Below are 20,877 nucleotides of genomic sequence, written 5' to 3'. Positions count from 1 at the left end.
ATGAAAGTACTGATTGTAGGAAGCGGCGGAAGAGAGCATGCGATTGCCTGGAAGGTGGCACAGAGCCCGAAGGTAGACAAGATTTACTGCGCTCCTGGAAACGCAGGAATTGCGGAGTACGCAGAGTGTGTCGATATTGCAGCGATGGAGTTTGACAAGCTCGTTGCTTTTGCGAAAGAAAAAGAGATTGACCTGACCGTCATCGGCATGGATGATCCGCTGGTCGGCGGTGTTGTCGATGCGTTTGAGGCAGAGGGACTGCGCGTATTCGGACCAAGAAAGAATGCGGCAATACTGGAAGGATCGAAAGCGTTCTCCAAAGACCTGATGAAAAAATACCATATCCCGACGGCGGCATACGAGACATTCTCCGATCCGGAGGCGGCAGAGAAGTATCTGGAAACCGCAAAATTCCCGATCGTACTGAAAGCCGACGGTCTGGCGCTTGGAAAAGGCGTTCTGATCTGCAACACCTTAGAGGAAGCAAAAGAGGGCGTCAAGACGATCATGCTCGACAAGAAATTCGGCAGTGCCGGAAACGAGATGGTCATCGAGGAGTTTATGACGGGGCGTGAGGTTTCCGTTCTCTCCTTTGTGGATGGAAAGACGATCAAGACGATGAGTTCCGCACAGGATCACAAGAGAGCAGGAGACGGCGACACCGGCCTGAACACCGGCGGTATGGGCAACTTCTCCCCGAGTCCGTTTTATACCGAAGAAGTGGATAAGTTCTGTAAGAAATATATCTATCAGCCGACCGTAGATGCGATGGCAGCCGAGGGAAGACCGTTTAAGGGAGTTATCTTCTTCGGACTGATGCTGACACCGGACGGACCGAAGGTGCTCGAGTACAATGCCCGCTTCGGCGATCCGGAGGCACAGGTTGTGCTTCCTCGTATGAAGACAGACATCATTGATGTATTTGAAGCCTGCATCGACGGAACTCTCGACCAGATCGACCTGCAGTTTGCAGATAATGCGTGTGTCTGCATCGTACTGGCTTCGAACGGTTATCCGGTTTCCTACGAAAAAGGATTCCCGATCCGCGGACTCGAGACGTTCAAAGAGCATGAGGGCTACTACTGCTTCCACGCCGGAACGAAGTTCAAGGACGGCGAGATCGTGACGAACGGAGGCCGTGTACTCGGCGTGACAGCACTTGGCGATACCCTGAAAGAGGCACGTGCGAATGCATATAAGGCTGTTGAATGGGTTGACTTTGACAATAAATATTACCGCCATGATATTGGAAAAGCGATTGACGAAGCGTAACGTGAATGTGAATTTTAATTTTGAGTAAAATGGAGCCGCCAGAATCCCGGTGAAAGGGAAATCTGGCGGCTTTGTCTTTTTATTCAGAAAAGGGAATAAAGCGCCGCCGTTCCGGATACAATAGTAAGGAGATCCTTTGCTTTTTAGCAGAATCAGAACAGGAAAGGCGGTCGGAAAAGATGGGAATCGTTTGTCTGGCGGGGATTTTTGCCGTATTTCTTCTGCTTGCATGGACGCTCTGCCGGGCGGCAGGATGGGAGAAAGAACGGGAAGATCTGGAACAGGAGCAGTACCTGAAAGAGTGGCGGGAGAAAAAGTTGAAAAAATCGAAAAAATTTGAAAATTAGTGTTGACATTTGGCGGGTGGAATGCTATACTAACGAAGTCGGTTGGTGATACAGATAAAAAGCCGACAGACAAAACACTGATGTGGGGTCTTAGCTCAGCTGGGAGAGCATCTGCCTTACAAGCAGAGGGTCATAGGTTCGAGCCCTATAGGCCCCATATTTTATGAAAAACGGTGTTGAAAATGAATATGGCGAGATAGCTCAGTTGGCTAGAGCACGCGGTTCATACCCGCGGTGTCGAGGGTTCGAATCCCCCTCTCGCTACTTATGGAACCCTTGAGAAATCAAGGGTTCTTTTGGCTTTATGGACAGTATGATGATATGGCTGTCATGTCAAAATCGTGTCTTGAAATCCACAGGGATTTGTGAGAAAATAAGACTACCTAAGAGCTTGTTTTGGGCTCTGAAAGTAAATAAAACAGTAATGGATAGAAGAAAGATAAGGAAAAAACAATGATAGAGTTTAATAAACCACCTTTTATTGGAACAGAACTGGAATACATCCGCCAGGCGGCAGAGGAAAACAACAAGCTGTGCGGCGACGGTCCTTTTACGAAGAAATGTTCTGCCTGGATGCAGGACAATTTCAACGTAAAACATGCGATGCTTACGACATCCTGCACCCATGCACTGGAAATGGCAGCTTACCTGTCTGAGATTCGGCCGGGCGACGAAGTGATCATGCCGTCCTACACGTTTGTTTCCACTGCAGATGCCTTTGTTCTGCGCGGAGCAAAAATCGTCTACGTGGATATCCGTCCGGATACGATGAACATCGACGAGACCAAGATTGAGGATGCCATCACCGAAAAAACAAAAGCGATTGTTCCGGTTCACTATGCGGGCGTTGCCTGTGAAATGGATACCATCATGGATATTGCAAAACGCCATAACCTGAAGGTTGTAGAGGATGCGGCACAGGGTGTGAGCGCGTACTACAAGGGAAAAGCCCTTGGAACGATCGGCGATTTTGGCTGCTACAGCTTCCATGAGACGAAAAACTATACGATGGGAGAGGGCGGCGCGCTGCTGTTCCAGGATGAGAATTATCTGGAAAAAGCAGAGATCCTTCGTGAAAAGGGAACGAACCGCAGCAAGTTTTTCCGCGGACAGATCGACAAATATACCTGGATCGACTACGGCTCCTCCTATCTGCCGAGTGATATGAATGCGGCTTACCTGCTTGCAGAACTCGAGGAACATGAGAAAATCGACAGAAAGCGGATGGCCATCTACAACTATTACCATGAGCAGCTCCGTCCGCTGGCTGAGGCCGGAAAGATCGAGCAGCCGGTTGTGCCGGAAGGCTGTGTACATAATGCACATATGTACTTCATCAAGGCAAGAAATCTGGAAGTGCGTACAAAACTGATCAAGTATATGAAAGAGCGCGGTGTGATGTGTGTCTTCCATTACGTTCCGCTCCATACCTCCCCGGCCGGACAGAAGTTCGGTGTTTTCCACGGAGAGGACAAATACACAACAAAAGAGAGCGAGCGCCTGATGCGTCTGCCGATGTTCTACAGCCTGTCTGAACAGGATATGGCATATGTCGTAGAGTGCCTCATGGACTTTAAAGAGTGGTAACATTTCATGTATGAGAAGTTTTTAAACTACTTTACGGACTATATTTTCGTGAAGGATGAGCCGCAGAAAGCCGATGTGATTTTTGTGCCGGGAAACGGATATCCGCAGATGGCGGTGCACGCGGCAGAACTCTGGAAAGAAGGATTTGCGCCGTATGTGCTTCCGTCGGGAAGATACAGTACTGTGCTCGGGCATTTCGCCGGTGTACAGGATCTTGCGGAGCAGTACGGCGGGAACTATGAAACCGAGTGGGAGTTTCTGCGGACGGTACTGCAGAAAAACGGCGTGCCGGAGAAAGCGATTCTGCGCGAAGACCAGGCGACGTATACGTATGAAAATGCACTGCGGTCACGGGAAGTGACAGATGCGGCGGGCATCGAGGTAAAAAAAGCGATCCTCTGCTGCCGGAATCTCCATGCGAGACGGTGTATTCTGTATTACCAGCTTGTCTACCCGGAGACAGAGTTTTTTGTCTGTCCTTCGGATATTGAGTTCACCAGAGAAAACTGGCATACAAAGGGTGAATGGATCGACCAGGTGTTAGGAGAAATGGAGCGCTGCGGCGGTCAGTTCCACAAGATTCTGCGGGAACTGCCGGCGGATTCTGAATTTTAACACCAGTAGACAAGAAGTCCCCCGCTTCTAAAGCGGTGGGATGAATTGTTAAAAGAAACATAACGGCAGTGGTAGGCGGAGAGAAATCGGTATCCTCCACTGACATGAGGAAAGTCACAGTCGAACTATTCTCGACATGTCAGACTCCGTGCAAATACCGACTGTAAGTTGAAACGAAAAGATTTATAAAAAAGAGCGGAAATTGTGGTAAAATTGCGGCTCGTATGGTATACTATCGTTAAGTTAAGTTTCTAATCTAAAGCAAAGGTTGGTGGACAGTATGAATAAGATTGATGAAGTATTAGAGCTTTTAAAACAGAGAGAACGTGAGAGCGAAAAACCGAAAAACGTGATTTTATGGGTCCTTGCCATTGTCGGAGCGGTAGCGGCAGTTGCAGGAATCGCATACGCAGTATACCGGTTTGTAACTCCGGATTATCTGGAAGACTTCGAAGATGATTTCGATGACGATTTCGACGATTACTTCGAGGATGAAGACGAAGATAAGTAGGATGGAAAAAAGAAACTCCGGTGCCGGAACGTGGTACCGGAGTTTTTCTGTCCGGAAATCAGTTTGACATAGAAGGAGAAGAGAATGAAAAAAGGAGAAATTTACGAGGGAGTCGTGGAAAGAATTGATTTCCCGAATAAAGGACGTGTACATGTGGAGGGCGAGACGGTTACCGTGAAAAATGCAATTCCGGGACAGAAGATCCGCTTTCAGATCAACAAAAAAAGAAAGAACCGCATGGAGGGCCGCCTGCTCGAAGTAACAGAAAAATCCCCGATGGAAAAGCGCGATCCGGTCTGCAGTATTTTCCCGTCCTGCGGCGGATGCATGTACCAGACGATGAGTTATGAGGATCAGCTTGCAATGAAGGCCGGTCAGGTGAAAAAACTGCTCGACGATGCCCTCGTGGAGGCCGGCCAGGTCAATGAGGCGGGGGAGGCCGATTATCCGTTCCTTGGAATCAAGGGAAGTCCGAAGGAGTTTGCATACCGGAATAAAATGGAGTTTTCCTTCGGCGATGAATACAAGGACGGCCCGTTGTCTCTCGGACTTCATAAAAAGGGAAGCACCTACGATGTCCTGACCGCGTGCGACTGCAAAATCGTGCATGATGATTTCACAAAGATTCTGACCTGCGTGCTGGCGTATTTTAAAGAGCGGAACGCAAGTTACTACCACAAGATAAGCCACGAGGGTTACCTGCGCCACCTGCTGGTGCGAAGAGCCGAGAATACCGGAGAAATCCTGGTAAATCTCGTCACCACAAGCCAGGAAGAGTGGGATCTGATGCCGCTCGTGCAGGAAGTGCTTGGTCTGCCGCTGGAAGGAAAGGTTGTCGGATTCCTCCATATCATAAATGATTCCCTGGCAGATGTTGTAAAGAGCGATGAGACAAAAGTGCTCTACGGACAGGACTACTTCTATGAAGAACTCCTCGGACTGAAATTCAAGATCACCCCGTTCTCCTTCTTCCAGACCAATTCCCTTGGCGCGGAAGTTCTCTACAGCACCGCCCGCGAGTTCGTCGGCGAGACGAAAGACCGCACGATCTTCGACCTCTACAGCGGAACCGGAACCATCGCCCAGATCCTTGCACCGGTCGCAAAAGAAGTGATCGGCGTGGAAATCGTGGAAGAAGCTGTTACAGCTGCAAAAGAGAACGCAGAGGCAAACGGCCTTACCAACTGCAGTTTCCTCGCCGGAGACGTGCTGAAGGTGATCGATGAAATCGAAGAAAAACCGGACTTCATCGTTCTTGATCCACCGCGCGAAGGAATCCATCCGAAGGCTCTGCCGAAGATAGTTGATTTATATAGGTGTGAAAAAATGCTTTACATCTCCTGCAAGCCGACTTCTCTTGCGCGGGATCTGGTAGAGTTTGCAAAATATGGATACCGTGTAGAAAAAGTCTGCTGTGTTGATATGTTTCCGGGAACGGTGCACTGCGAGACGGTTGTTTTGCTTTCCAAGGGTGAGGTCGACTCGAAAAAGATTCGGGTTGAGTTCTCTTTAGAAGATATGGATATGTCCGAATTTCAAGATGGGGCAACCTACACGCAGATCAAGGACTATGTACTGGAACATAGCGGATTAAAGGTATCAAACCTGTATATCTCACAGATTAAGCGGAAATGTGGGATTGAGGTTGGTAAGAACTACAATCTGCCGAAGTCCGAAGATTCCAGACAGCCTCTGTGTCCACCGGAAAAAGAGAAAGCAATCCGAGAAGCATTCAAATATTTTGGGATGATATAACATCCCGTAAAATGGAGGTTTCTTATGGATAGATTGATTTCTTGTAAGTTTAACATGGATACCGCTTGTGTGGAACTGAAATTCTTTGATGGTAGTATGATTGCGATTGATACGATTGCGGTTGAGAACGAGGTTGCCGACAATATGTATCAGAGGTCGGAACTGGATTATCTGATTTACAATGACCCGATTGGATATGCTGATTTGATATTGAACGGAGATTCCAAAACCTATTTGAAAAACTGTTACAGAGTATAAATCTGTGGATACGGCGATTGGAGCGATTTGCCTGGCTCACTAAACCTCTAAGCCCATAGTTATTGGCTAAGGCAGATATTCAACTTTAATTTTAGAAAACATAAATAAAGGCTATCCAATCTTTTTGACTGGGTAGCCTTTGAAAGTTTTGCTCTTTCTACTTTTTAAGAATCAATTTATGAATGACCATGCCGATTATCAAACCAAAGGATGATACTGCTAAATACCAAAGCGAATGTATCAATGCTGTCTCGTTATAGTATATAAACACAGATGGCACAAATGTAATTGCTATGATTATTGGATACAAGTACTTTACTTTCAGATTTGAAATGCTGCCAATTAGAATTGAAAGCAATAATGTTGCTAAAATAAGCAAAACTATCATTCCCATAACGTCTGTTGGTCCTGCAAATAATGGAAATACATAAAACATAAATAATTGAATTAAGAGTATTAGTATCTCCTTCAAGTATTTCTTCATAATCAAAACACCTCCGTTCATATAAACTCTTTTTTATTTCATTTTGCAAAGATTATCTTGATTTGCAGTTTGTCATTGTTGTAGATTGCTCCAATACTTCCGCCCATACGCTCAATCAGCAGCTTGGCGATGGACAATCCCAAACCGGTTGAATTGCGACTGGCTTCTACTGTATAGAAACGGTCAAACAATCTGCCGACCGTCACATAATTCAGATTGTGCGCCGTGTTGCTGAATGTAACACAGCCGTTCTTATCCATGACTACGGACAGATCGCCGTCAGAGTATTTCAGCGCATTGCTGATAATGTTGGAAAAGATACGGTTGACCGCACCTGCATCCAGTTCACGGAAAACCGGTTCCTCCGGCAATTCGATTTCCGGTTGGATGCCTTTTTCCTGCATGACCGCATAGAAAGACAGCAGACTTTCCTCCAATGCCCGGACAACATCCATACGTTCTGGTTTCAGTTCCTGAAAAGAAGTAACCACACTATATCTGAATAGTTCTTCGGTTAGATTTTTTAAAACATCTGTTCTGTTTTGGATTTGAGAAAGATAGCAGTGTACCGTTTCGCTTTTTTCCTCTCGTTCCAATAGGTCAAGATAACCGTTTATCGCCGTAAGCGGAGTTCTCAGGTCATGGGAAATATTGGTGATAGCTTCTTTCAGTTCCAGATCGCCCTGTTGGTAACGATGGCGTTCCTTGCGGAGCAATCGAAGCTGGATATTAATCTCCGAAGCCAGTTTTCTCAGATGAGGGTCGCTGGAAGAAATATCAATCAGAGTGTTTGTGTCGGAGGAAAGACGTTCCTGGAATTCTGTATGAATTTCATCAATACTTTTTTCTATAAAAATAATCTTTGTGATTAGAAAAAATACAACAATTAGCAAAATACAACACAAAATCCAAGGGAACATCTTTCTACCTCCTTACTTTAGGTTCTTTTTCTTAAAGGAACGACTTCCTATAAGAGATGTTGAAAAAATTACAAACGCAGAGCACAATGGAAGAAAAATCAGGTGTTCCACCCCTTCTTCGCAAAGAATTACACCTTGTCCTCCAGGTGTCAGACAGATAAGAAATTCCAGCAGGATACGAAATGTTCCACCGATGAATTTGATATTTTGGGGATGCCATCGCACAGTTGGGTCTGTATCACTCCACATCCATCCATCCAATAACTCTGGTTCTGCAAAACGATCATAAAGGAGCATCCCGATTATGACCATTGCAGCTACAGCTCCCAGACAAAGAAGTGTCGCTGAGTTTTTGTTCTCCGCCAGACTTGCCAACAGACAACATACGCTGGAGAGTGCAACGACCATCAAAAGGCTTGAAAAAATATAAAATGCCATCTCTCCCAAAGAGAGGTTCAGGCTTGCCGTACCCAGTAGCGGAATACCCAGCATCCCATTAACTATCAACCAGATTAGTGCAGTACTCAGTCCAGCACATATGGTCAGGAGAAGATTGGAAAAATAAACTTCTTCACGAGTGTGTCCGCAGATTAGTTTATTGCGCAGAGTTCCATATTCATAGTCTGTTCCCCACAAATATGCGGCAAATACGGCGATAAATGGTCCCATCAGGGGTGAATATCCAAAAAAACGGGCGACCAGCTTATAGATGTATGCATTAGTCAAATTCGTCTGGAAGTAACCGTTGAGGATGATGAATGCGGAAAGCAATACAGCAATCACTAATTCTATTCGAATCATTTTTTTATTCTCTGTACGGTAAAAGGCTGCTCGAAAAAGTTTACGCATTATTATCACCTCCAACCAGAGAGATGTAATAACTCTCCAAACTTTCATCTTTTTCCTGCATAGACAGCACTTCGCAGTTTTCCTTTGCCAGTACAACGGTCAGCTGTGTCACATTGATCTTTGCGAACACATCGGCTGTTGTTGCGGAGATAATTTTATATTCCAGATTCATGGAATCCAGCACACGAGCCAGAGTAGAAGTATCGGTCACTTCCATGCGGACACACTTGCGGCAAACTGTGTCCAGTTCTTCTGCACTCAGTTCCTTCACCATGCGACCATTATCAATGATACCGTAATGAGTAGCCAGACGGGAAAGTTCATCCAGAATGTGACTGGAAATAAGAACTGTAATCTGTTTTTCTCGGTTCAACTTCAAAATCAGTTCTCGCATTTCCACAATACCCTGAGGGTCGAGACCATTTACAGGCTCATCAAGAACAAGAAAGTCGGGATCACCGGCTAATGCGATAGCGATGCCCAGACGCTGCTTCATACCGAGGGAGAAGTTCTTCGCTTTTTTCTCTCCCGTGTTGTCGAGACCTACCAGCTTCAACAATTCCTGAATACAATCAAATGATGGCAGACCAAGAATGAGATACTGGTGCTTCAGATTTTCCTCCGCAGTCATATCCATGTAGATGGACGGTGTTTCCACCACAGCACCCATGCGACGGCGGGATTTGATAATATCCTTGCTGTCATTGCGGATGCCGTACAGAGAAAAGCTACCGGAAGTCGGTTCCTGCAATCCGCAGATCAAGCGGATCAGGGTTGTCTTACCAGCGCCGTTCTTTCCCACAAAGCCATAGATGGAACCTTTGGGAACATTCATAGTAAGACCATTCAATGCCTGAAAGTTTTTATACTTTTTTGTCAGGCTGTTTGTTTGCAAAATATAGTTCATATTGTATTACCTCCTTTGCTGACCTAAGTTTACAAAACAAAAGTCAAGAAAGTGGTCAAGAAAAACGTCAAGATTTGGTCAAGATTTTTTGTTCTGCCAATTTGAAACCAATTCCCCAGACTGTTTCGATATAGTCTACACCGCTGACATCCTGCATCTTTTTACGAAGATTGCTGATGTGCTGCTTCAAAGAACGCTCGGTGCAGTCGGGTGTGTCCAGACTGATTCTGTCAAGCAGGACACTCTTTGAAATTACCTGTTTGGGATTTTCCATCAGCAGTTTTAAGATGGCATACTCCGTTCGGGTCAGCTTCACAGGCTGCTCCTGTACTGTCAGAGAAAGGGAAACCATATCCAAAACCAAATCGCCAACGGAAAGAGATTTGGTTTCGCCATGTTGTTCTGCCTTGCGGAGCTGAACAGTGATACGGGCAAGAAGCTCCTTTGTATCAAAAGGCTTGGTCATGTAATCTGCCGCACCGCCCAGCAGAAGATTTACCTTGTCTTGCACATCTACTTTTGCGCTGAGAACGATAACAGGAATGTTCTCAATGTGGGGCAGAACTTCCTCGCCAGACAATCCCGGCAACATCAGATCCAGCAGCACCAAATCGGGATTGTTTTGTGAAAGAAGATATAACGCTTCTGTGCCGGAGTATGCACGAAGAACAGAATAGCCCTCTTGCACCAGCACTTCTCTCAGCATATCTCCAATATGAATATCATCATCTATGATTGCGATTGTTTTCATTCTCGTTCCTCGTCAATTTCCTTTTATAGTTCAAACGCTACTATCGTTTCCTTTGGCAACTTCTCGTTTTCGCAGTTTAGAAGGTAGGCTATTGCCTTGTTCGCAAAGCGGTTTGTTTTCATTGTATCCCAATCGGCAAGTCGGACTATTTCTGATGTGCCGTTCTCAAAATCAAATGAAATCTGGCCCCATTCGCCGTCGCAGTCTGCTTGGTATTCGTAGATTGCGGTGGCGATTTTCTTTTTTCGTTTGGTCTTGGATTTCTGTTTCAAGCGGACAGCATGGATTGCGCCCTCGGCAACCAACAATTCTGTCAGTTTGTCCACTGCTCTGCGGTAGGCTCGCTCCGCACCGCTGGCAGTGCTGCCCTCAAACATTACAGCCAGTTCCTCAAAGGTGGGACGGCCTTTCCATGAGCCGACATGCCCGCAGGTCATGCAGATTGCCAGCCGCTTTTCAAGCAAGGTCTGTTCCCGGTAGTTCAGCTTATCAAAAGCTCGCTGCACCTTTTCTGCCTGTATGCCGTTCCAGAGGATGTCGGAGTAGTTCCAAGTATCATCAAGAGCAACATCTTCGCCCGTTTCCTCGCCGTCCTCATCTGTCACATAGAATGGTTGCTGATTGCGGATACCTCGAACAACTCTCAGATATTCTTCCGCAAGGGCAAAGTCACAGTTATACTTTTTGGAAAACTCGCTGACCGCATCCTTGGTGTTATGGTACAGCCAAGCCATTGACCGCACCATTTTATAATTGGTCAGAGAGGATACCGACCATTTTTCTTCGCCCATGCGGAAGCGGAGCATAGCATCCCGGATGAACGGGAAAATGTATGTAGCATACTCCGCACCCTTGGCAGGATCATAGTCCATCAGCATTTGTTCCCTGCAGGAGAGCTTTATATCTATAAAACGGTCTGTATCGTACAGATCGCCGCCATCCACACCCCAAAAGCCTTTGATGCGCTTATTGAGCTGTGGCTCATAATGGTGGAGGAAGAACGAGAAATATATCAAATTCTTTTCCCGCAAGGCAGACAGGATATATTCATTCAGACTGCCCACCGCTGGCGGCTCCGGTTCCAGTTGGAAGATGCGCTCTGCCATATAGGGAATGATACCATCACCGTGCGGATTGACAGCGTATTTTGGTATGTATCCGGTCATATTCCATGTAAAATCACTTAGCATAGCGCACCTCCTTTCAACGTCCAATTTCAAATTTATTTCTTTTTCTTACTCGCAAAAATTGCAATTATACAGAAAACCAAGAAAAACAAAAATCCTATTTTCATTGACTGTTCCTCCTAACAAATTCAAATGCACTTTTGGGCTTCTTTCTTCAAAGCAACCTGTTCCATTTCTTTCTCATAAGTTCCCTTGGCATAAGCGACATTACTTTTTGCCCGGAGCATCTTATCTTTCGCCAGTTTCTTCATAACCTCTGCTAAATCCTCATCCAGTTTGCCACGCTTGATATAGCGGTTTATGGTATTCAGCCGCTTTTCGTATATCTGGATAACAGGATGATCGTCTGCAAGCTCCCGTTGTTCTCTGCCTTTCAGATTGCCGATCTGTCGGCAGGTGCGGTGTAGCTTGTCCCCCGGCGCATAGCCGCCGCAGTATTTGGTGTGCCTTGCGTTGGTTGTCAGAAACCATTTGCCGCAAATTTTACATTTCTTCGGTGCATGACCGACACACAAGCCCTCAAAGAGATCAGACCGGAACATCCCCACAAAGGATACATAATGGATTCGCTTGACGAGCTTTGCAACTTTTTCGCCGGGACGGATGACCGATACATACTGAACGGAATTGTTCAGGGTAGACATCCAGGCATTGCCCTCCGTGATAGAGAACTCCGGCGGGAAATAGCTGCCGAACATTCTGGCGAAGCCCTCTGCGGTACGGTCTGCTTCATTTCCGTCTGATTTTTCCGCAAAATCAAGCATTGCGGTTTGGTATTCCCCAAGGGAGTATGCCAGATGCCCGAATACAGCAGTATATCGTTGGAGCATCATTGCATCGGCATAGTTCGGGATTTCTTCAAACTGCAAGGAATTAGTTGCGGCTTTTATGGCAAACTCCATATATTTCAGCGCATTGTCCGCAGTAAAGACTTTTTCAATCCGTTCTCTATGTTTTGGAATATTCATATTGGAGAACGGCGGCGTTTCGCTGAGAATATCCACCATTGTCAGCACAGCTTCCTTTGCCATAGGAAAGAGTGCGGAAGCATCCTGTCCGGCGTTTAACATTCCAAGCAGTAGATTGATTTTCTCGCATTGCTCGTTCATTCTTGCGAGGGTATCCGCAGGAACATTCAGCGCATCACAGGCAAGAGTACCGATAGGAAATATTTTGCCCTCATATATGACCGTATCCTGCCAAAAATCCAATGTCATCAGTTCTTGATTCATGCTTGCCCTCCTGTCCTGTTTTTTCACTTTTCTAATTATACCATGCAAATGTGAAGAAATCTACATCATCAGATAAGTTGTCCTGTTTTTTGAAATGAGGTTGTCCTGCTTTTAGCCTGCTTTTTTTCAAATCCGTCATAACCATAGTAGAAAGGGCGAAGCACCTGCCAATCACGGCGGGTGCTTCGTGCTTTCCAGACTATTATGAACGGAGGTTTTTCTATGACAATCTATGAAAACATCAAGGCGGCGATCAGCGTGAAGCAAGCTGCCGAGCACTATGGGCTGAAAGTCAACCGCAGCGGTATGACTTGCTGCCCATTCCACAATGACCGGCATCCGAGCTTGAAGCTGAATGAAGATTATTTCTTCTGCTTCGGTTGCGGAGCCAAGGGAGACGTGATCGACCTTGTGGCAAAGCTGTTCAATCTGAGTAACCATGAAGCAGTGCAAAAGCTGGCTGCGGACTTTGGGCTTGACCCGAAACCGCCCACTGCCGCAGCTATGGTCAAGCCAAAGCGTCCCTATATCCGTCAGTTCCGGGAGGATGAAATGCTGTGTTTCCGGGTGCTGACGGATTATCTGCATCTGTTGGAGGATTGGAAAGTGCGCTATGCACCAAAGACACCGGACGAGCCTTATGATGACCGTTTTGTGGAAGCCTGCCAGATGCACTGCCATATCGAATATATGGCAGATGTGCTGACCGTGGGCGAATTGGAACAGCGTGTAGCTGTTGTGGACAAACTGATGAAGGACGGGTATATCGACTTTCTGAAAGAGTACACTGCACGAAAGAAAAAGGAGGTGGCACACCATGGCGAAGAACCGGAAAACGCCTGATATGAATTTGCCTGTCTGGTTTGATGGGCAGAATATCAATGAAGCTCTGTTTTGTGAAGAATTTCTGCAAGAGAGCAGAATCATCTTTGCAAACAGGGCTTTCTTTACGCCCAATGGACGGGTAACGGATGATATTGTCCTGCGGGGCGAGGTCTACGAAAAGCTGAAAAGCTACACCATCAGCAGCGTACCGCAGAAGATCAAAAACATCATGGAATTGCTGAAACTGGAAGCCATGGTTGAGGATCTTCCTCCCCAGCCTGACCGCATCCATGTTGCCAACGGAACGCTCATGCTGGATGGAAGATTTATCGAGGGGAAAAAGGAAATCGTACAGAGCCGCTTGCCTGTTTCCTACAATCCAAACGCTGCTGCACCTGCTCTGTGGCTGAACTTTTTGGACGGTTTGCTCTATGAAGAAGATATTCCCACCTTGCAGGAGTTTATCGGCTACTGCCTGATTCCCTCCAACAAGGGGCAGCGCATGATGGTGATTAAGGGCAACGGCGGCGAGGGCAAATCTCAAATCGGTGCAGTGCTGTCCACCATATTCGGCACGAATATGAAAGACGGCAGTATCGGTAAAATTTCCGAAAACCGCTTCGCCCGTGCCGATCTGGAACACATCCTGCTGTGCGTGGATGATGATATGCGGATGGAAGCTCTGCGCCAGACCAACTATGTAAAATCCATTGTAACCGCACAGGGCAAGATGGATTTGGAACGCAAAGGTAAACAGAGCTATCAGGGCTGGATGTTCGCCCGGTTGATGGCATTCAGCAATGGCGATCTGCAAGCCCTGTATGACCGTAGCGATGGTTTTTACCGTAGACAGCTTGTGCTGACTACCAAGGAAAAGCCCGTGGACAGAGCCGACGATCCCGATCTTGCAGAGAAGATGAAAGCCGAAGCCGAGGGGATTTTCCTCTGGGCATTTGAAGGCTTGCAGCGGCTTGTTGCCAACAACTTTAAGTTTACGGAGAGCGACCGCATCCGTGAAAACCGGGAAGCGGTCAAGCGTGACAATAACAACATTTTTGACTTCATGGATTCCGAGGGATATATCCGGCGCAAGGCGGATGCGTCCATCAGTTCCAAGGACTTTTACGCTATCTATCGCCTGTGGTGTGAGGAAAACTCCCTTGCCCCTCTGAAATCCCGCAGCTTCAGCGATGCCATGGTTGCCAATGCAAAGAAATTTAATTTGGAGCATTGCAACAACATCACCAACTCAGCCGGACGGCGGGTATGGGGATTTATGGGTGTGGAAGCTGTGGCACGACCTAATATAAACGGGTTTTACGACGTTTCGCCATGTACGTACGTACCGGAGGAATGGCAGGACTGATTCCTGTCTTTCGTTTTCTGTATGTATGTACACAGCGTTTTACCTGTTTTCCTTTTTTATAGGAATAATCAGCTGTCAGAACTGACCTGTTTTCGGGCATTGAAAATCAATGGTAATGGAAACAGCAAAGTTCTTGACCGCAGGACGAAACCATTTCACCAAATCGTGCTTCTCCAAACCATGCACCCAGTTTACGAAACAATGGGTGTTTTCACTGTTTCAGACAAAATCCCACGGAACAGCAAAGTGGGATATATGCCTGTATGGACAGAGTATCGCACTCACAAAATGAAAGCGATTTTGGAGAAAGCAGATTTTTCACTGTTCGGTGCATCTGCTCCGCTTTGGGGAGTAGCCTTTGCACCGAATTGTAAATCAAAAATATGGAGGAATTTACAATATGAATGTACGCAACGAAATCAAGGCACAGATCATCCGTGCCGGAATGACTATGCAGGAAGTAGTTGACCTGCTCTCGGACGAGTACGGTTGGAGCGACAGCGTTTCCAACCTGTCCGCAAAATTACAGCGGGAAAGCATCCGATACAAGGAAGTATTGGAGCTTGCCGATGTGCTGGGATACGACATCGTATGGCAGCAAAGACGGGAGAAGTGATGCCCCGGCAACATCCCCTCGTAGTTCCCGTCCCCATAGGCACACCGCAGTGCTGTCTATGGATGGCAGTGAAAGATACGCTTTTCGCTGCCGCCGTCTGCAAAGAGAAGTTCACCGGAACAGCTTCATGCAGACGGGCTGACCATGGGAAAAGTTGCAGACATTTTCGCATTGGTCAGCAGAGGTTGCCGCAGCAACCGCACTCCCCCTCGGGAGAGCCCTCGGAGAGCCCACGGCACTTTGCAGCCAGTATGGATGAAAGTGTTATAGTGGGTTATTACACTTTGAAAAAGTGCCTCTCCGCAGCTCCCCGCTGTCTGCAAATTTTAAGGAAAGGACAAAAAATCTATGGCAAGAAATGATGGAATAGACCGCACCGTAGCCCGGAATCAGGACTTACCGACACCGGACGATGTGGCAAAAATACAGGAACACAATGAGCGAGAAAAGGACAGTTACAGCAATCAAGACATTGTGCCGGAACGCACTCCGCTGAATGTTCACTTCAAGACTCCCACCGATGATTATGTGAAAATGTTTGAGCAAATGGAACAGGATGGCGTGATCTCCACCAGAGGTCTGAAACCGGATGCCATCAAATACGGCGAGTTGGTTTTTGATGTGAACTCCGCTTATTTCTACAACCACGGCGGCTATGAATTTGCAAAACAGTTTTATGCTGATGCCTATAAAGCCGCCGTGGAGATCGTAGGCGGTGAGCAGTATATCCTCTCTGCTGTGATGCACGCCGATGAGCACAACCGGGCAATGTCCGAAGCTCTTGGCGAGGATGTGTACCACTATCACCTCCATGTGGTTTATATTCCGGTAGTGGAAAAGCAGATCCTTTGGTCGAAGCGATGTAAGGATGAAGCTCTCCGGGGAACGGTAAAGGAAACGATCACACAAGTCAGCCGAAGTAAGAAATGGGACTCCAAACCGGTGCTTGACGAGGACGGAAATCCCAAGCTCAATGAAAAAGGAAAAAAGATTTTAAGGTCATCCTACAGCGTGTTGCAGGATGACTTTTTTAATTTCATGCGTGCTGCCGGATATACCGATGTGGAGCGTGGAGAGCGTGGCAGCACCGAGGAACATCTGACGGTGACACAGTTTAAGGTGCAGGCGGAACAGCAGCGTTTGGAAGCTGTGACAGGACAGGTGGCACAGGCAGAACAGAGTTTGGAGGATGCTAAAGCTGCTACGGAAAAGCAGAAAAAGAAACTGGAAGCTCTGCAAAAGGAAACCAAGGCAGCAAAGGCCATTGCACTTACGGTGCAGGATATTGAAGCGATGGGCAAGAAAGCCACGTTCGGAAACAATATCACGCTGACACCGGATGAATGCGACACGTTGAAACGCTATGCCACCAACGGCATTCTCTTTCATGCAGAGAATGAGCGATTGAAAGGGAAACTGGAATCTGCTCAAAAGTCTGCATCCATTTGGAAGCAGCGATGTGAAGAAGCGAATAAAAAATATCAAGAGTTGAAGCAAAAAGCCCAGCCTTTCCTGGATGCACTGGAAATTGCATCCGAAAAGGTTCGGGCTTTTATCAATTCCATCCTCGCCAGAGGAAAGGAAACACAGGAACACAAAGCACCTGCCCGTAAGCGTGGACAGGACATGGAAATTTGATGGAGGTAACTGCCTATTGAAGAAATATTATGAGGATGCAAAATATAATGCGGCATTTGTCCGCTGTATGGATGTTATGAGCCAGATGCTCCAGAAATATGGACATCAGGTTTTGGATAAATTGGAACAGGATGCCCCTCAGAAAGTGGAGCATTCCAAGGAAAGTAATCAAGCACAGCCTTTGACGAATAAGGCTGCGTAAAAATTTACAATTTACACGTTGCGTATTCACTGCGGCTATGCTATAATGATTACGCAACGTGTATTTTTGTTTTTTATGGAGAAAAGACAGATGGATTGTAAGAACAGAATTATCAAGTTGCGGGAAAGCACAGGACTGAACCGGAAAGATTTTTGCAAGCTCGTCCATATCCCTTACCGGACTATGACCGAGTGGGAATTGGACAACCGCCATGCACCGGATTATGTGCTGTGGCTTTTGGAGTATTATATCCGCAACGAGGGACTTATGGTAAAGGAAATGAATGAGGGAGGTGGAGATTCTGAAAAAGAAACAACTTAAATGCTATATTTATACAAGAGTGTCCACCTCTATGCAGGTTGACGGGTACAGCTTGGATGCCCAGCGTGACAAGCTGAGGAAGTATGCGGCATACGAAGATATGGTTATTGCCGGGGAGTATTCTGACGAGGGATTTTCCGGAAAGAATATCCAAGGGCGGCAGGACTTCCAACGGATGCTGAATGACATCCAGGACTGCAAGGACGGCGTTTCCTATGTGCTGGTCTTTAAGCTGTCCCGATTCGGCAGAAATGCGGCGGATGTTCTGAACTCTTTGCAGCTCATGCAGGATTTCGGTGTCAATCTGATCTGCGTGGAGGATGGCATCGACAGTTCAAAGGATGCCGGAAAGCTGATGATTTCCGTGCTGTCTGCGGTGGCAGAAATAGAGCGAGAGAATATCCGCACCCAGACAATGGCAGGACGTGAGCAAAAGGCTCGTGAGGGCAAGTGGAACGGTGGTTTCGCTCCTTATGGCTACAAACTGGAAAACGGAGATTTGGTCATTGCGGAGGATGAAGTGGAAGTAATCCGTGTCATTTATGACCGCTACATTCACACCAACGAGGGCGTTGCCGGGGTTGCTAAATATCTGAACCGCAACGGCTTTATCAAGAAACTGCGGCAGAACAATACCATTCCCGGATTTTCAAGGAACTTCGTGCAGGATGTATTGGACAATCCCGTTTACATGGGAAAGATCGCCTATGGCAGACGCAGGACGGAAAAGAAGCAAGGCACAAGAAATGAGATGCACGTAGTTGAGCAGTCGGAGTTCCCGATTTATGAGGGACAGCACGAAGCCATCATTTCGGAAGAAGATTGGTATCTGGCACAGGAAAAGCGTAAGATCAATTCCTTTAAGCGGGAAAAGGTCAACAATCCAGATCATGCACACATCCTGTCCGGCATTCTGAAATGCCCATGCTGCGGAAAGAGTATGTACGGCAATATCGCCAGGGCTCACAGCAAGGACAAGAAAACGAGGTATTATTACTACTGCAAAAACACGGTAACACCTACCGGACATGAGTGCAGCTTCCGACTGAATATCGAGCAGACGGAGATCAACAAGTTTGTGGCTAAGATTATATCCGCTATGGTCAACAATCCCCGGTTTGTAGAAGCGATTCAGGCGAAAATCGGCTCGGCTGTTGATACAGAGGATATGGAAAAGCAGATCGCCGTCCTGCAAGGACAGTTGAAGCAAGCCTTTGGAACGAAAAGCCGCTTGGAGCGTCAGATGGACACCTTGGACATCAACGATGCCCACTATGACAGAAAGATTTTGGACTTGCAGCGCCGCTATGATGAGCAGTATGATACAATAGAGGATATCGAAGTTCAGATTGGTGAATTGCAAGGTCAAATCCGCAGCATTCAGCAGGAGAAAATCTCCGGTAACAATATCTATCGGCTCTTACTGGCATTTGATGAAGTCTACCATTCCGCAACAGAAGCGGAACAGAAAGAGTTTATGAAAGCCTTTATCGAGCGAATTGAGATGTTCCCGGAGAAAAGGAAAGACGGAAGCTGGATAAGAAAGATTGTGTTCAACTTCCCTGTGCCTGTTGATGGCGAGGAAGTGAAAGAACTTCCCTTGGAAACTGAAACAACTGTCGAGACGGTAGTTCTTTTATCCCACAAAAAAGCCGACAGTTATATCCACATTGATGTGGAGTTTGGAGAGGGCGAGGGCAAGATTCCGGTAGATAGTATTGCTAAAAGAGCCGAAGCGTACAAGCCCAAAGAAAAAGTGACCTACAAAATGATTAAGGAGTACATAGAAGCGAAATACGGTTTCAAAGTACATACCGCATATATCGCAGAGGTAAAGAGAGATTTAGGCTTGCCAATGTATGATGCGCCTAATGCGGTAGAAGAATTGAAACAGCCGAGGAAGCATCCGACACCAGAAAAGGTAGAAGCAATCAAAGATGCACTTCGGTATTTTGCAGTGATATAAAACTTTACTTACAATCGAATATTTCTTACATAGCCGTTTATTCATTTATTTGAGTAAGCGGCTTTTTTCATCCCTATTTTTCGGAATAGGGATATTTTTTGTAGAAGGAGGAGGTTTATTTGAACACACAAATCATCGCCATCGCAAACCAGAAAGGCGGCGTTGGCAAAACAACAACCTGTGCGAACTTGGGAATAGGTCTGGCACAGGTCGGAAAGAAAGTGCTTCTGATCGACGGGGACCCACAAGGAAGCCTGACAATCAGCTTGGGAAATCCGCAACCGGACAAGCTGCCATTTACACTGTCGGATGCTATGGGGCATATCCTGATGGATGAGCCGATTCATTCCGGCGAGGGTATCCTGCATCACCCGGAGGGAGTAGACTTGATGCCCGCCGACATTCAACTTTCCGGTATGGAAGTATCCTTGGTAAATGCTATGAGTCGTGAGACTATCTTGGCGAGGTGTGCCATACTCCAAAGGAACTGTTCGACCTCTTAGCCGATGATTACCGGACTTATGTGGAGATTGAACTGACCAAAGGCAGACGGGAGTTGACGGAAGATGATGAGAGGCAAGCAGATGCCTTGTGCAAACGGTATCTGGAGCGTTGGAGGGAGGAACTGGAATGAAGATTTTGAAATGCCTGCTGATGATTGTAACTGCACCGGCCATTTTGGTGTTGACGATTTTTGTCTGGCTTTGTACGGGGCTGATCTACATATCCGGTCTGGTGCTTGGTCTGCTCAGCACGATAATTGCTCTGCTTGGTGTGGCTGTGATTATTACCTATTCCCCGCAGAATGGTGTGATTTTGCTGGGTATAGCTTTTTTGATTAGCCCGATGGGATTGCCGCTTGCGGCGATCTGGCTGTTGGGTAAGGTGCAGGATTTGAAATTTGCGATCCAGGATTGGATGTATGGGTAAATGATGTGAATAAATCTGGAATGAAAAGAAGCAGGACAATGGGAGATGAGACCCAGTTCCCTGCTTCTTGGTTATTTGGAATGAACGGTAGTGTATTTCTGGTTTTTGCTTTTGGGTTTGTCTGGAAACATCATTTCAAGTTTACCAGAAGATAATAAAGGCTTGAGGTAATATTTGCTGAAGTGAGAACGGCTGGAAACATCAATATATGTTTGCATTTCATCTCGACTTTTAGGGTCTGCACAAAATTCCAATAGCAAGTTTTGCTTGCTGATCACAGATGTATCATGTGCGGCATCATGTGCTGTATCATGTGCGGAAGCACCGCACATGATGTA

Annotated in this window: 23 protein-coding genes, 2 tRNA genes and 1 pseudogene; 18 read left to right on the top strand and 8 right to left on the bottom strand. The window is 46.7% G+C overall.

Going from position 1 to position 20,877, the window contains the following annotated elements:
* The 9 genes from purD to DWY63_RS16095 all read left to right on the top strand — a co-directional run bounded on the left by purD (position 1) and on the right by DWY63_RS16095 (position 6,345).
* On the top strand, positions 1-1,272 hold the full coding sequence (gene purD / locus DWY63_RS16135; protein ID WP_117509727.1) for a phosphoribosylamine--glycine ligase: 1,272 nt from the start codon (positions 1-3) through the stop codon (positions 1,270-1,272).
* A gap of 179 nt (positions 1,273-1,451) precedes the next feature.
* Positions 1,452-1,619, top strand: coding sequence for a hypothetical protein (locus DWY63_RS18065; RefSeq protein WP_158554991.1), 168 nt, complete (start codon positions 1,452-1,454; stop codon positions 1,617-1,619).
* An 84-nt stretch (positions 1,620-1,703) separates the two neighbouring features.
* Positions 1,704-1,776: transfer RNA gene (locus DWY63_RS16125), tRNA-Val, on the top strand.
* A 33-nt stretch (positions 1,777-1,809) separates the two neighbouring features.
* Positions 1,810-1,883, top strand: a tRNA-Met gene (locus DWY63_RS16120).
* A gap of 189 nt (positions 1,884-2,072) precedes the next feature.
* Complete coding sequence (gene rffA / locus DWY63_RS16115) at positions 2,073-3,206, top strand: dTDP-4-amino-4,6-dideoxygalactose transaminase (RefSeq protein ID WP_117509725.1); 1,134 nt, start codon at positions 2,073-2,075, stop codon at positions 3,204-3,206.
* Positions 3,207-3,212: 6 nt separating this feature from the next.
* Positions 3,213-3,821 (top strand): YdcF family protein, encoded by a 609-nt coding sequence (locus DWY63_RS16110; protein WP_117509724.1) that lies wholly within the window; start codon positions 3,213-3,215, stop codon positions 3,819-3,821.
* Between the two features lie 280 nt (positions 3,822-4,101).
* On the top strand, positions 4,102-4,332 hold the full coding sequence (locus DWY63_RS16105; RefSeq protein WP_055227097.1) for a hypothetical protein: 231 nt from the start codon (positions 4,102-4,104) through the stop codon (positions 4,330-4,332).
* A gap of 84 nt (positions 4,333-4,416) precedes the next feature.
* A complete protein-coding gene (rlmD, locus tag DWY63_RS16100; protein ID WP_117802625.1) occupies positions 4,417-6,087 on the top strand; it encodes a 23S rRNA (uracil(1939)-C(5))-methyltransferase RlmD in 1,671 nt (556 codons plus the stop codon).
* A 24-nt stretch (positions 6,088-6,111) separates the two neighbouring features.
* Positions 6,112-6,345, top strand: a complete 234-nt coding sequence (locus DWY63_RS16095) for a DUF6061 family protein (RefSeq protein WP_055303613.1) — start codon at positions 6,112-6,114, stop codon at positions 6,343-6,345.
* Positions 6,346-6,502: 157 nt separating this feature from the next.
* Here the strand turns inward: DWY63_RS16095 and DWY63_RS16090 are convergent, their stop codons facing one another.
* The 7 genes from DWY63_RS16090 to DWY63_RS16060 form a co-directional block, all read right to left on the bottom strand.
* Positions 6,503-6,829: a hypothetical protein gene (locus DWY63_RS16090; protein ID WP_055303614.1), complete on the bottom strand. Its 327-nt coding sequence runs from the start codon at positions 6,827-6,829 to the stop codon at positions 6,503-6,505.
* A gap of 38 nt (positions 6,830-6,867) precedes the next feature.
* Positions 6,868-7,749, bottom strand: coding sequence for a sensor histidine kinase (locus DWY63_RS16085; RefSeq protein WP_055303615.1), 882 nt, complete (start codon positions 7,747-7,749; stop codon positions 6,868-6,870).
* Positions 7,750-7,761: 12 nt separating this feature from the next.
* Entirely contained in the window at positions 7,762-8,598 is an 837-nt protein-coding gene (locus DWY63_RS16080) for an ABC transporter permease subunit (RefSeq protein WP_158557451.1), read from the bottom strand.
* The gene (locus DWY63_RS16075) at positions 8,591-9,505 is read right to left on the bottom strand and encodes an ABC transporter ATP-binding protein (RefSeq protein WP_055303617.1); all 915 of its coding nucleotides are present in this window, start codon (positions 9,503-9,505) and stop codon (positions 8,591-8,593) included. The genes DWY63_RS16080 and DWY63_RS16075 overlap by 8 nt, the downstream gene beginning before the upstream one ends.
* A gap of 67 nt (positions 9,506-9,572) precedes the next feature.
* A complete protein-coding gene (locus DWY63_RS16070; protein ID WP_117802624.1) occupies positions 9,573-10,256 on the bottom strand; it encodes a response regulator transcription factor in 684 nt (227 codons plus the stop codon).
* 23 nt (positions 10,257-10,279) lie between these two features.
* Positions 10,280-11,446, bottom strand: coding sequence for a hypothetical protein (locus DWY63_RS16065; protein WP_117802623.1), 1,167 nt, complete (start codon positions 11,444-11,446; stop codon positions 10,280-10,282).
* Positions 11,447-11,571: 125 nt separating this feature from the next.
* Entirely contained in the window at positions 11,572-12,675 is a 1,104-nt protein-coding gene (locus tag DWY63_RS16060) for a DUF6076 domain-containing protein (protein ID WP_055303620.1), read from the bottom strand.
* A gap of 222 nt (positions 12,676-12,897) precedes the next feature.
* On the opposite strand from DWY63_RS16060, the gene DWY63_RS16055 reads away from it, so the two are divergent.
* The 9 genes and pseudogenes from DWY63_RS16055 (at position 12,898) to DWY63_RS16010 (ending at position 20,539) form a co-directional block, all read left to right on the top strand.
* Positions 12,898-13,518, top strand: coding sequence for a CHC2 zinc finger domain-containing protein (locus tag DWY63_RS16055; protein ID WP_117767770.1), 621 nt, complete (start codon positions 12,898-12,900; stop codon positions 13,516-13,518).
* Positions 13,493-14,866, top strand: coding sequence for a DNA primase family protein (locus DWY63_RS16050; protein WP_070100996.1), 1,374 nt, complete (start codon positions 13,493-13,495; stop codon positions 14,864-14,866). Before DWY63_RS16055 ends, DWY63_RS16050 begins: the two co-directional genes overlap by 26 nt.
* 400 nt (positions 14,867-15,266) lie before the next feature.
* Entirely contained in the window at positions 15,267-15,482 is a 216-nt protein-coding gene (locus tag DWY63_RS16045; RefSeq protein ID WP_031473406.1) for a hypothetical protein, read from the top strand.
* Between the two features lie 348 nt (positions 15,483-15,830).
* Positions 15,831-17,120: a plasmid recombination protein gene (locus DWY63_RS16035; protein WP_055303623.1), complete on the top strand. Its 1,290-nt coding sequence runs from the start codon at positions 15,831-15,833 to the stop codon at positions 17,118-17,120.
* A gap of 16 nt (positions 17,121-17,136) precedes the next feature.
* On the top strand, positions 17,137-17,322 hold the full coding sequence (locus tag DWY63_RS16030) for a hypothetical protein (RefSeq protein WP_117802622.1): 186 nt from the start codon (positions 17,137-17,139) through the stop codon (positions 17,320-17,322).
* 90 nt (positions 17,323-17,412) lie between these two features.
* Positions 17,413-17,643 carry a helix-turn-helix domain-containing protein gene (locus DWY63_RS16025; protein ID WP_055303625.1) on the top strand — a complete coding sequence of 77 codons (231 nt, stop codon included), beginning with the start codon at positions 17,413-17,415 and terminating at the stop codon, positions 17,641-17,643.
* On the top strand, positions 17,624-19,609 hold the full coding sequence (locus DWY63_RS16020; RefSeq protein ID WP_117802647.1) for a recombinase family protein: 1,986 nt from the start codon (positions 17,624-17,626) through the stop codon (positions 19,607-19,609). The genes DWY63_RS16025 and DWY63_RS16020 overlap by 20 nt, the downstream gene beginning before the upstream one ends.
* Before the next feature lie 119 nt (positions 19,610-19,728).
* Positions 19,729-20,070, top strand: a pseudogene (locus DWY63_RS16015) (ParA family protein); the annotation flags it as partial.
* Positions 20,071-20,239: 169 nt separating this feature from the next.
* Positions 20,240-20,539: a CD1845 family protein gene (locus DWY63_RS16010; RefSeq protein WP_117802621.1), complete on the top strand. Its 300-nt coding sequence runs from the start codon at positions 20,240-20,242 to the stop codon at positions 20,537-20,539.
* A gap of 71 nt (positions 20,540-20,610) precedes the next feature.
* Here the strand turns inward: DWY63_RS16010 and DWY63_RS18560 are convergent.
* Positions 20,611-20,877, bottom strand: a 267-nt coding sequence (locus DWY63_RS18560; RefSeq protein ID WP_442857756.1) for a Fic family protein, incomplete at its 5' end; no start/stop codon positions are given.

Origin of the sequence: Blautia sp. AF26-2 (genome assembly GCF_003460955.1) — a bacterium.
Classification (GTDB): Bacteria; Bacillota; Clostridia; order Lachnospirales; family Lachnospiraceae; genus Fusicatenibacter; species Fusicatenibacter saccharivorans.
This window is presented reverse-complemented; position numbering and strand designations above follow the sequence as displayed.

Excerpts from the sequence above, each read along its gene's own strand:
- purD (WP_117509727.1), top strand. The coding sequence starts at position 1 with ATGAAAGTACTGATTGTAGGAAGCGGCGGAAGAGAGCATGCGATTGCC.
- DWY63_RS18065 (WP_158554991.1), top strand. The coding sequence starts at position 1,452 with ATGGGAATCGTTTGTCTGGCGGGGATTTTTGCCGTATTTCTTCTGCTT.
- rffA (WP_117509725.1), top strand. The coding sequence starts at position 2,073 with ATGATAGAGTTTAATAAACCACCTTTTATTGGAACAGAACTGGAATAC.
- DWY63_RS16110 (WP_117509724.1), top strand. The coding sequence starts at position 3,213 with ATGTATGAGAAGTTTTTAAACTACTTTACGGACTATATTTTCGTGAAG.
- DWY63_RS16105 (WP_055227097.1), top strand. The coding sequence starts at position 4,102 with ATGAATAAGATTGATGAAGTATTAGAGCTTTTAAAACAGAGAGAACGT.
- rlmD (WP_117802625.1), top strand. The coding sequence starts at position 4,417 with ATGAAAAAAGGAGAAATTTACGAGGGAGTCGTGGAAAGAATTGATTTC.
- DWY63_RS16095 (WP_055303613.1), top strand. The coding sequence starts at position 6,112 with ATGGATAGATTGATTTCTTGTAAGTTTAACATGGATACCGCTTGTGTG.
- DWY63_RS16090 (WP_055303614.1), bottom strand. The coding sequence starts at position 6,829 with ATGAAGAAATACTTGAAGGAGATACTAATACTCTTAATTCAATTATTT.
- DWY63_RS16085 (WP_055303615.1), bottom strand. The coding sequence starts at position 7,749 with ATGTTCCCTTGGATTTTGTGTTGTATTTTGCTAATTGTTGTATTTTTT.
- DWY63_RS16080 (WP_158557451.1), bottom strand. The coding sequence starts at position 8,598 with ATGCGTAAACTTTTTCGAGCAGCCTTTTACCGTACAGAGAATAAAAAA.
- DWY63_RS16075 (WP_055303617.1), bottom strand. The coding sequence starts at position 9,505 with ATGAACTATATTTTGCAAACAAACAGCCTGACAAAAAAGTATAAAAAC.
- DWY63_RS16070 (WP_117802624.1), bottom strand. The coding sequence starts at position 10,256 with ATGAAAACAATCGCAATCATAGATGATGATATTCATATTGGAGATATG.
- DWY63_RS16065 (WP_117802623.1), bottom strand. The coding sequence starts at position 11,446 with ATGCTAAGTGATTTTACATGGAATATGACCGGATACATACCAAAATAC.
- DWY63_RS16060 (WP_055303620.1), bottom strand. The coding sequence starts at position 12,675 with ATGAATCAAGAACTGATGACATTGGATTTTTGGCAGGATACGGTCATA.
- DWY63_RS16055 (WP_117767770.1), top strand. The coding sequence starts at position 12,898 with ATGACAATCTATGAAAACATCAAGGCGGCGATCAGCGTGAAGCAAGCT.
- DWY63_RS16050 (WP_070100996.1), top strand. The coding sequence starts at position 13,493 with ATGGCGAAGAACCGGAAAACGCCTGATATGAATTTGCCTGTCTGGTTT.
- DWY63_RS16045 (WP_031473406.1), top strand. The coding sequence starts at position 15,267 with ATGAATGTACGCAACGAAATCAAGGCACAGATCATCCGTGCCGGAATG.
- DWY63_RS16035 (WP_055303623.1), top strand. The coding sequence starts at position 15,831 with ATGGCAAGAAATGATGGAATAGACCGCACCGTAGCCCGGAATCAGGAC.
- DWY63_RS16025 (WP_055303625.1), top strand. The coding sequence starts at position 17,413 with ATGGATTGTAAGAACAGAATTATCAAGTTGCGGGAAAGCACAGGACTG.
- DWY63_RS16010 (WP_117802621.1), top strand. The coding sequence starts at position 20,240 with ATGAAGATTTTGAAATGCCTGCTGATGATTGTAACTGCACCGGCCATT.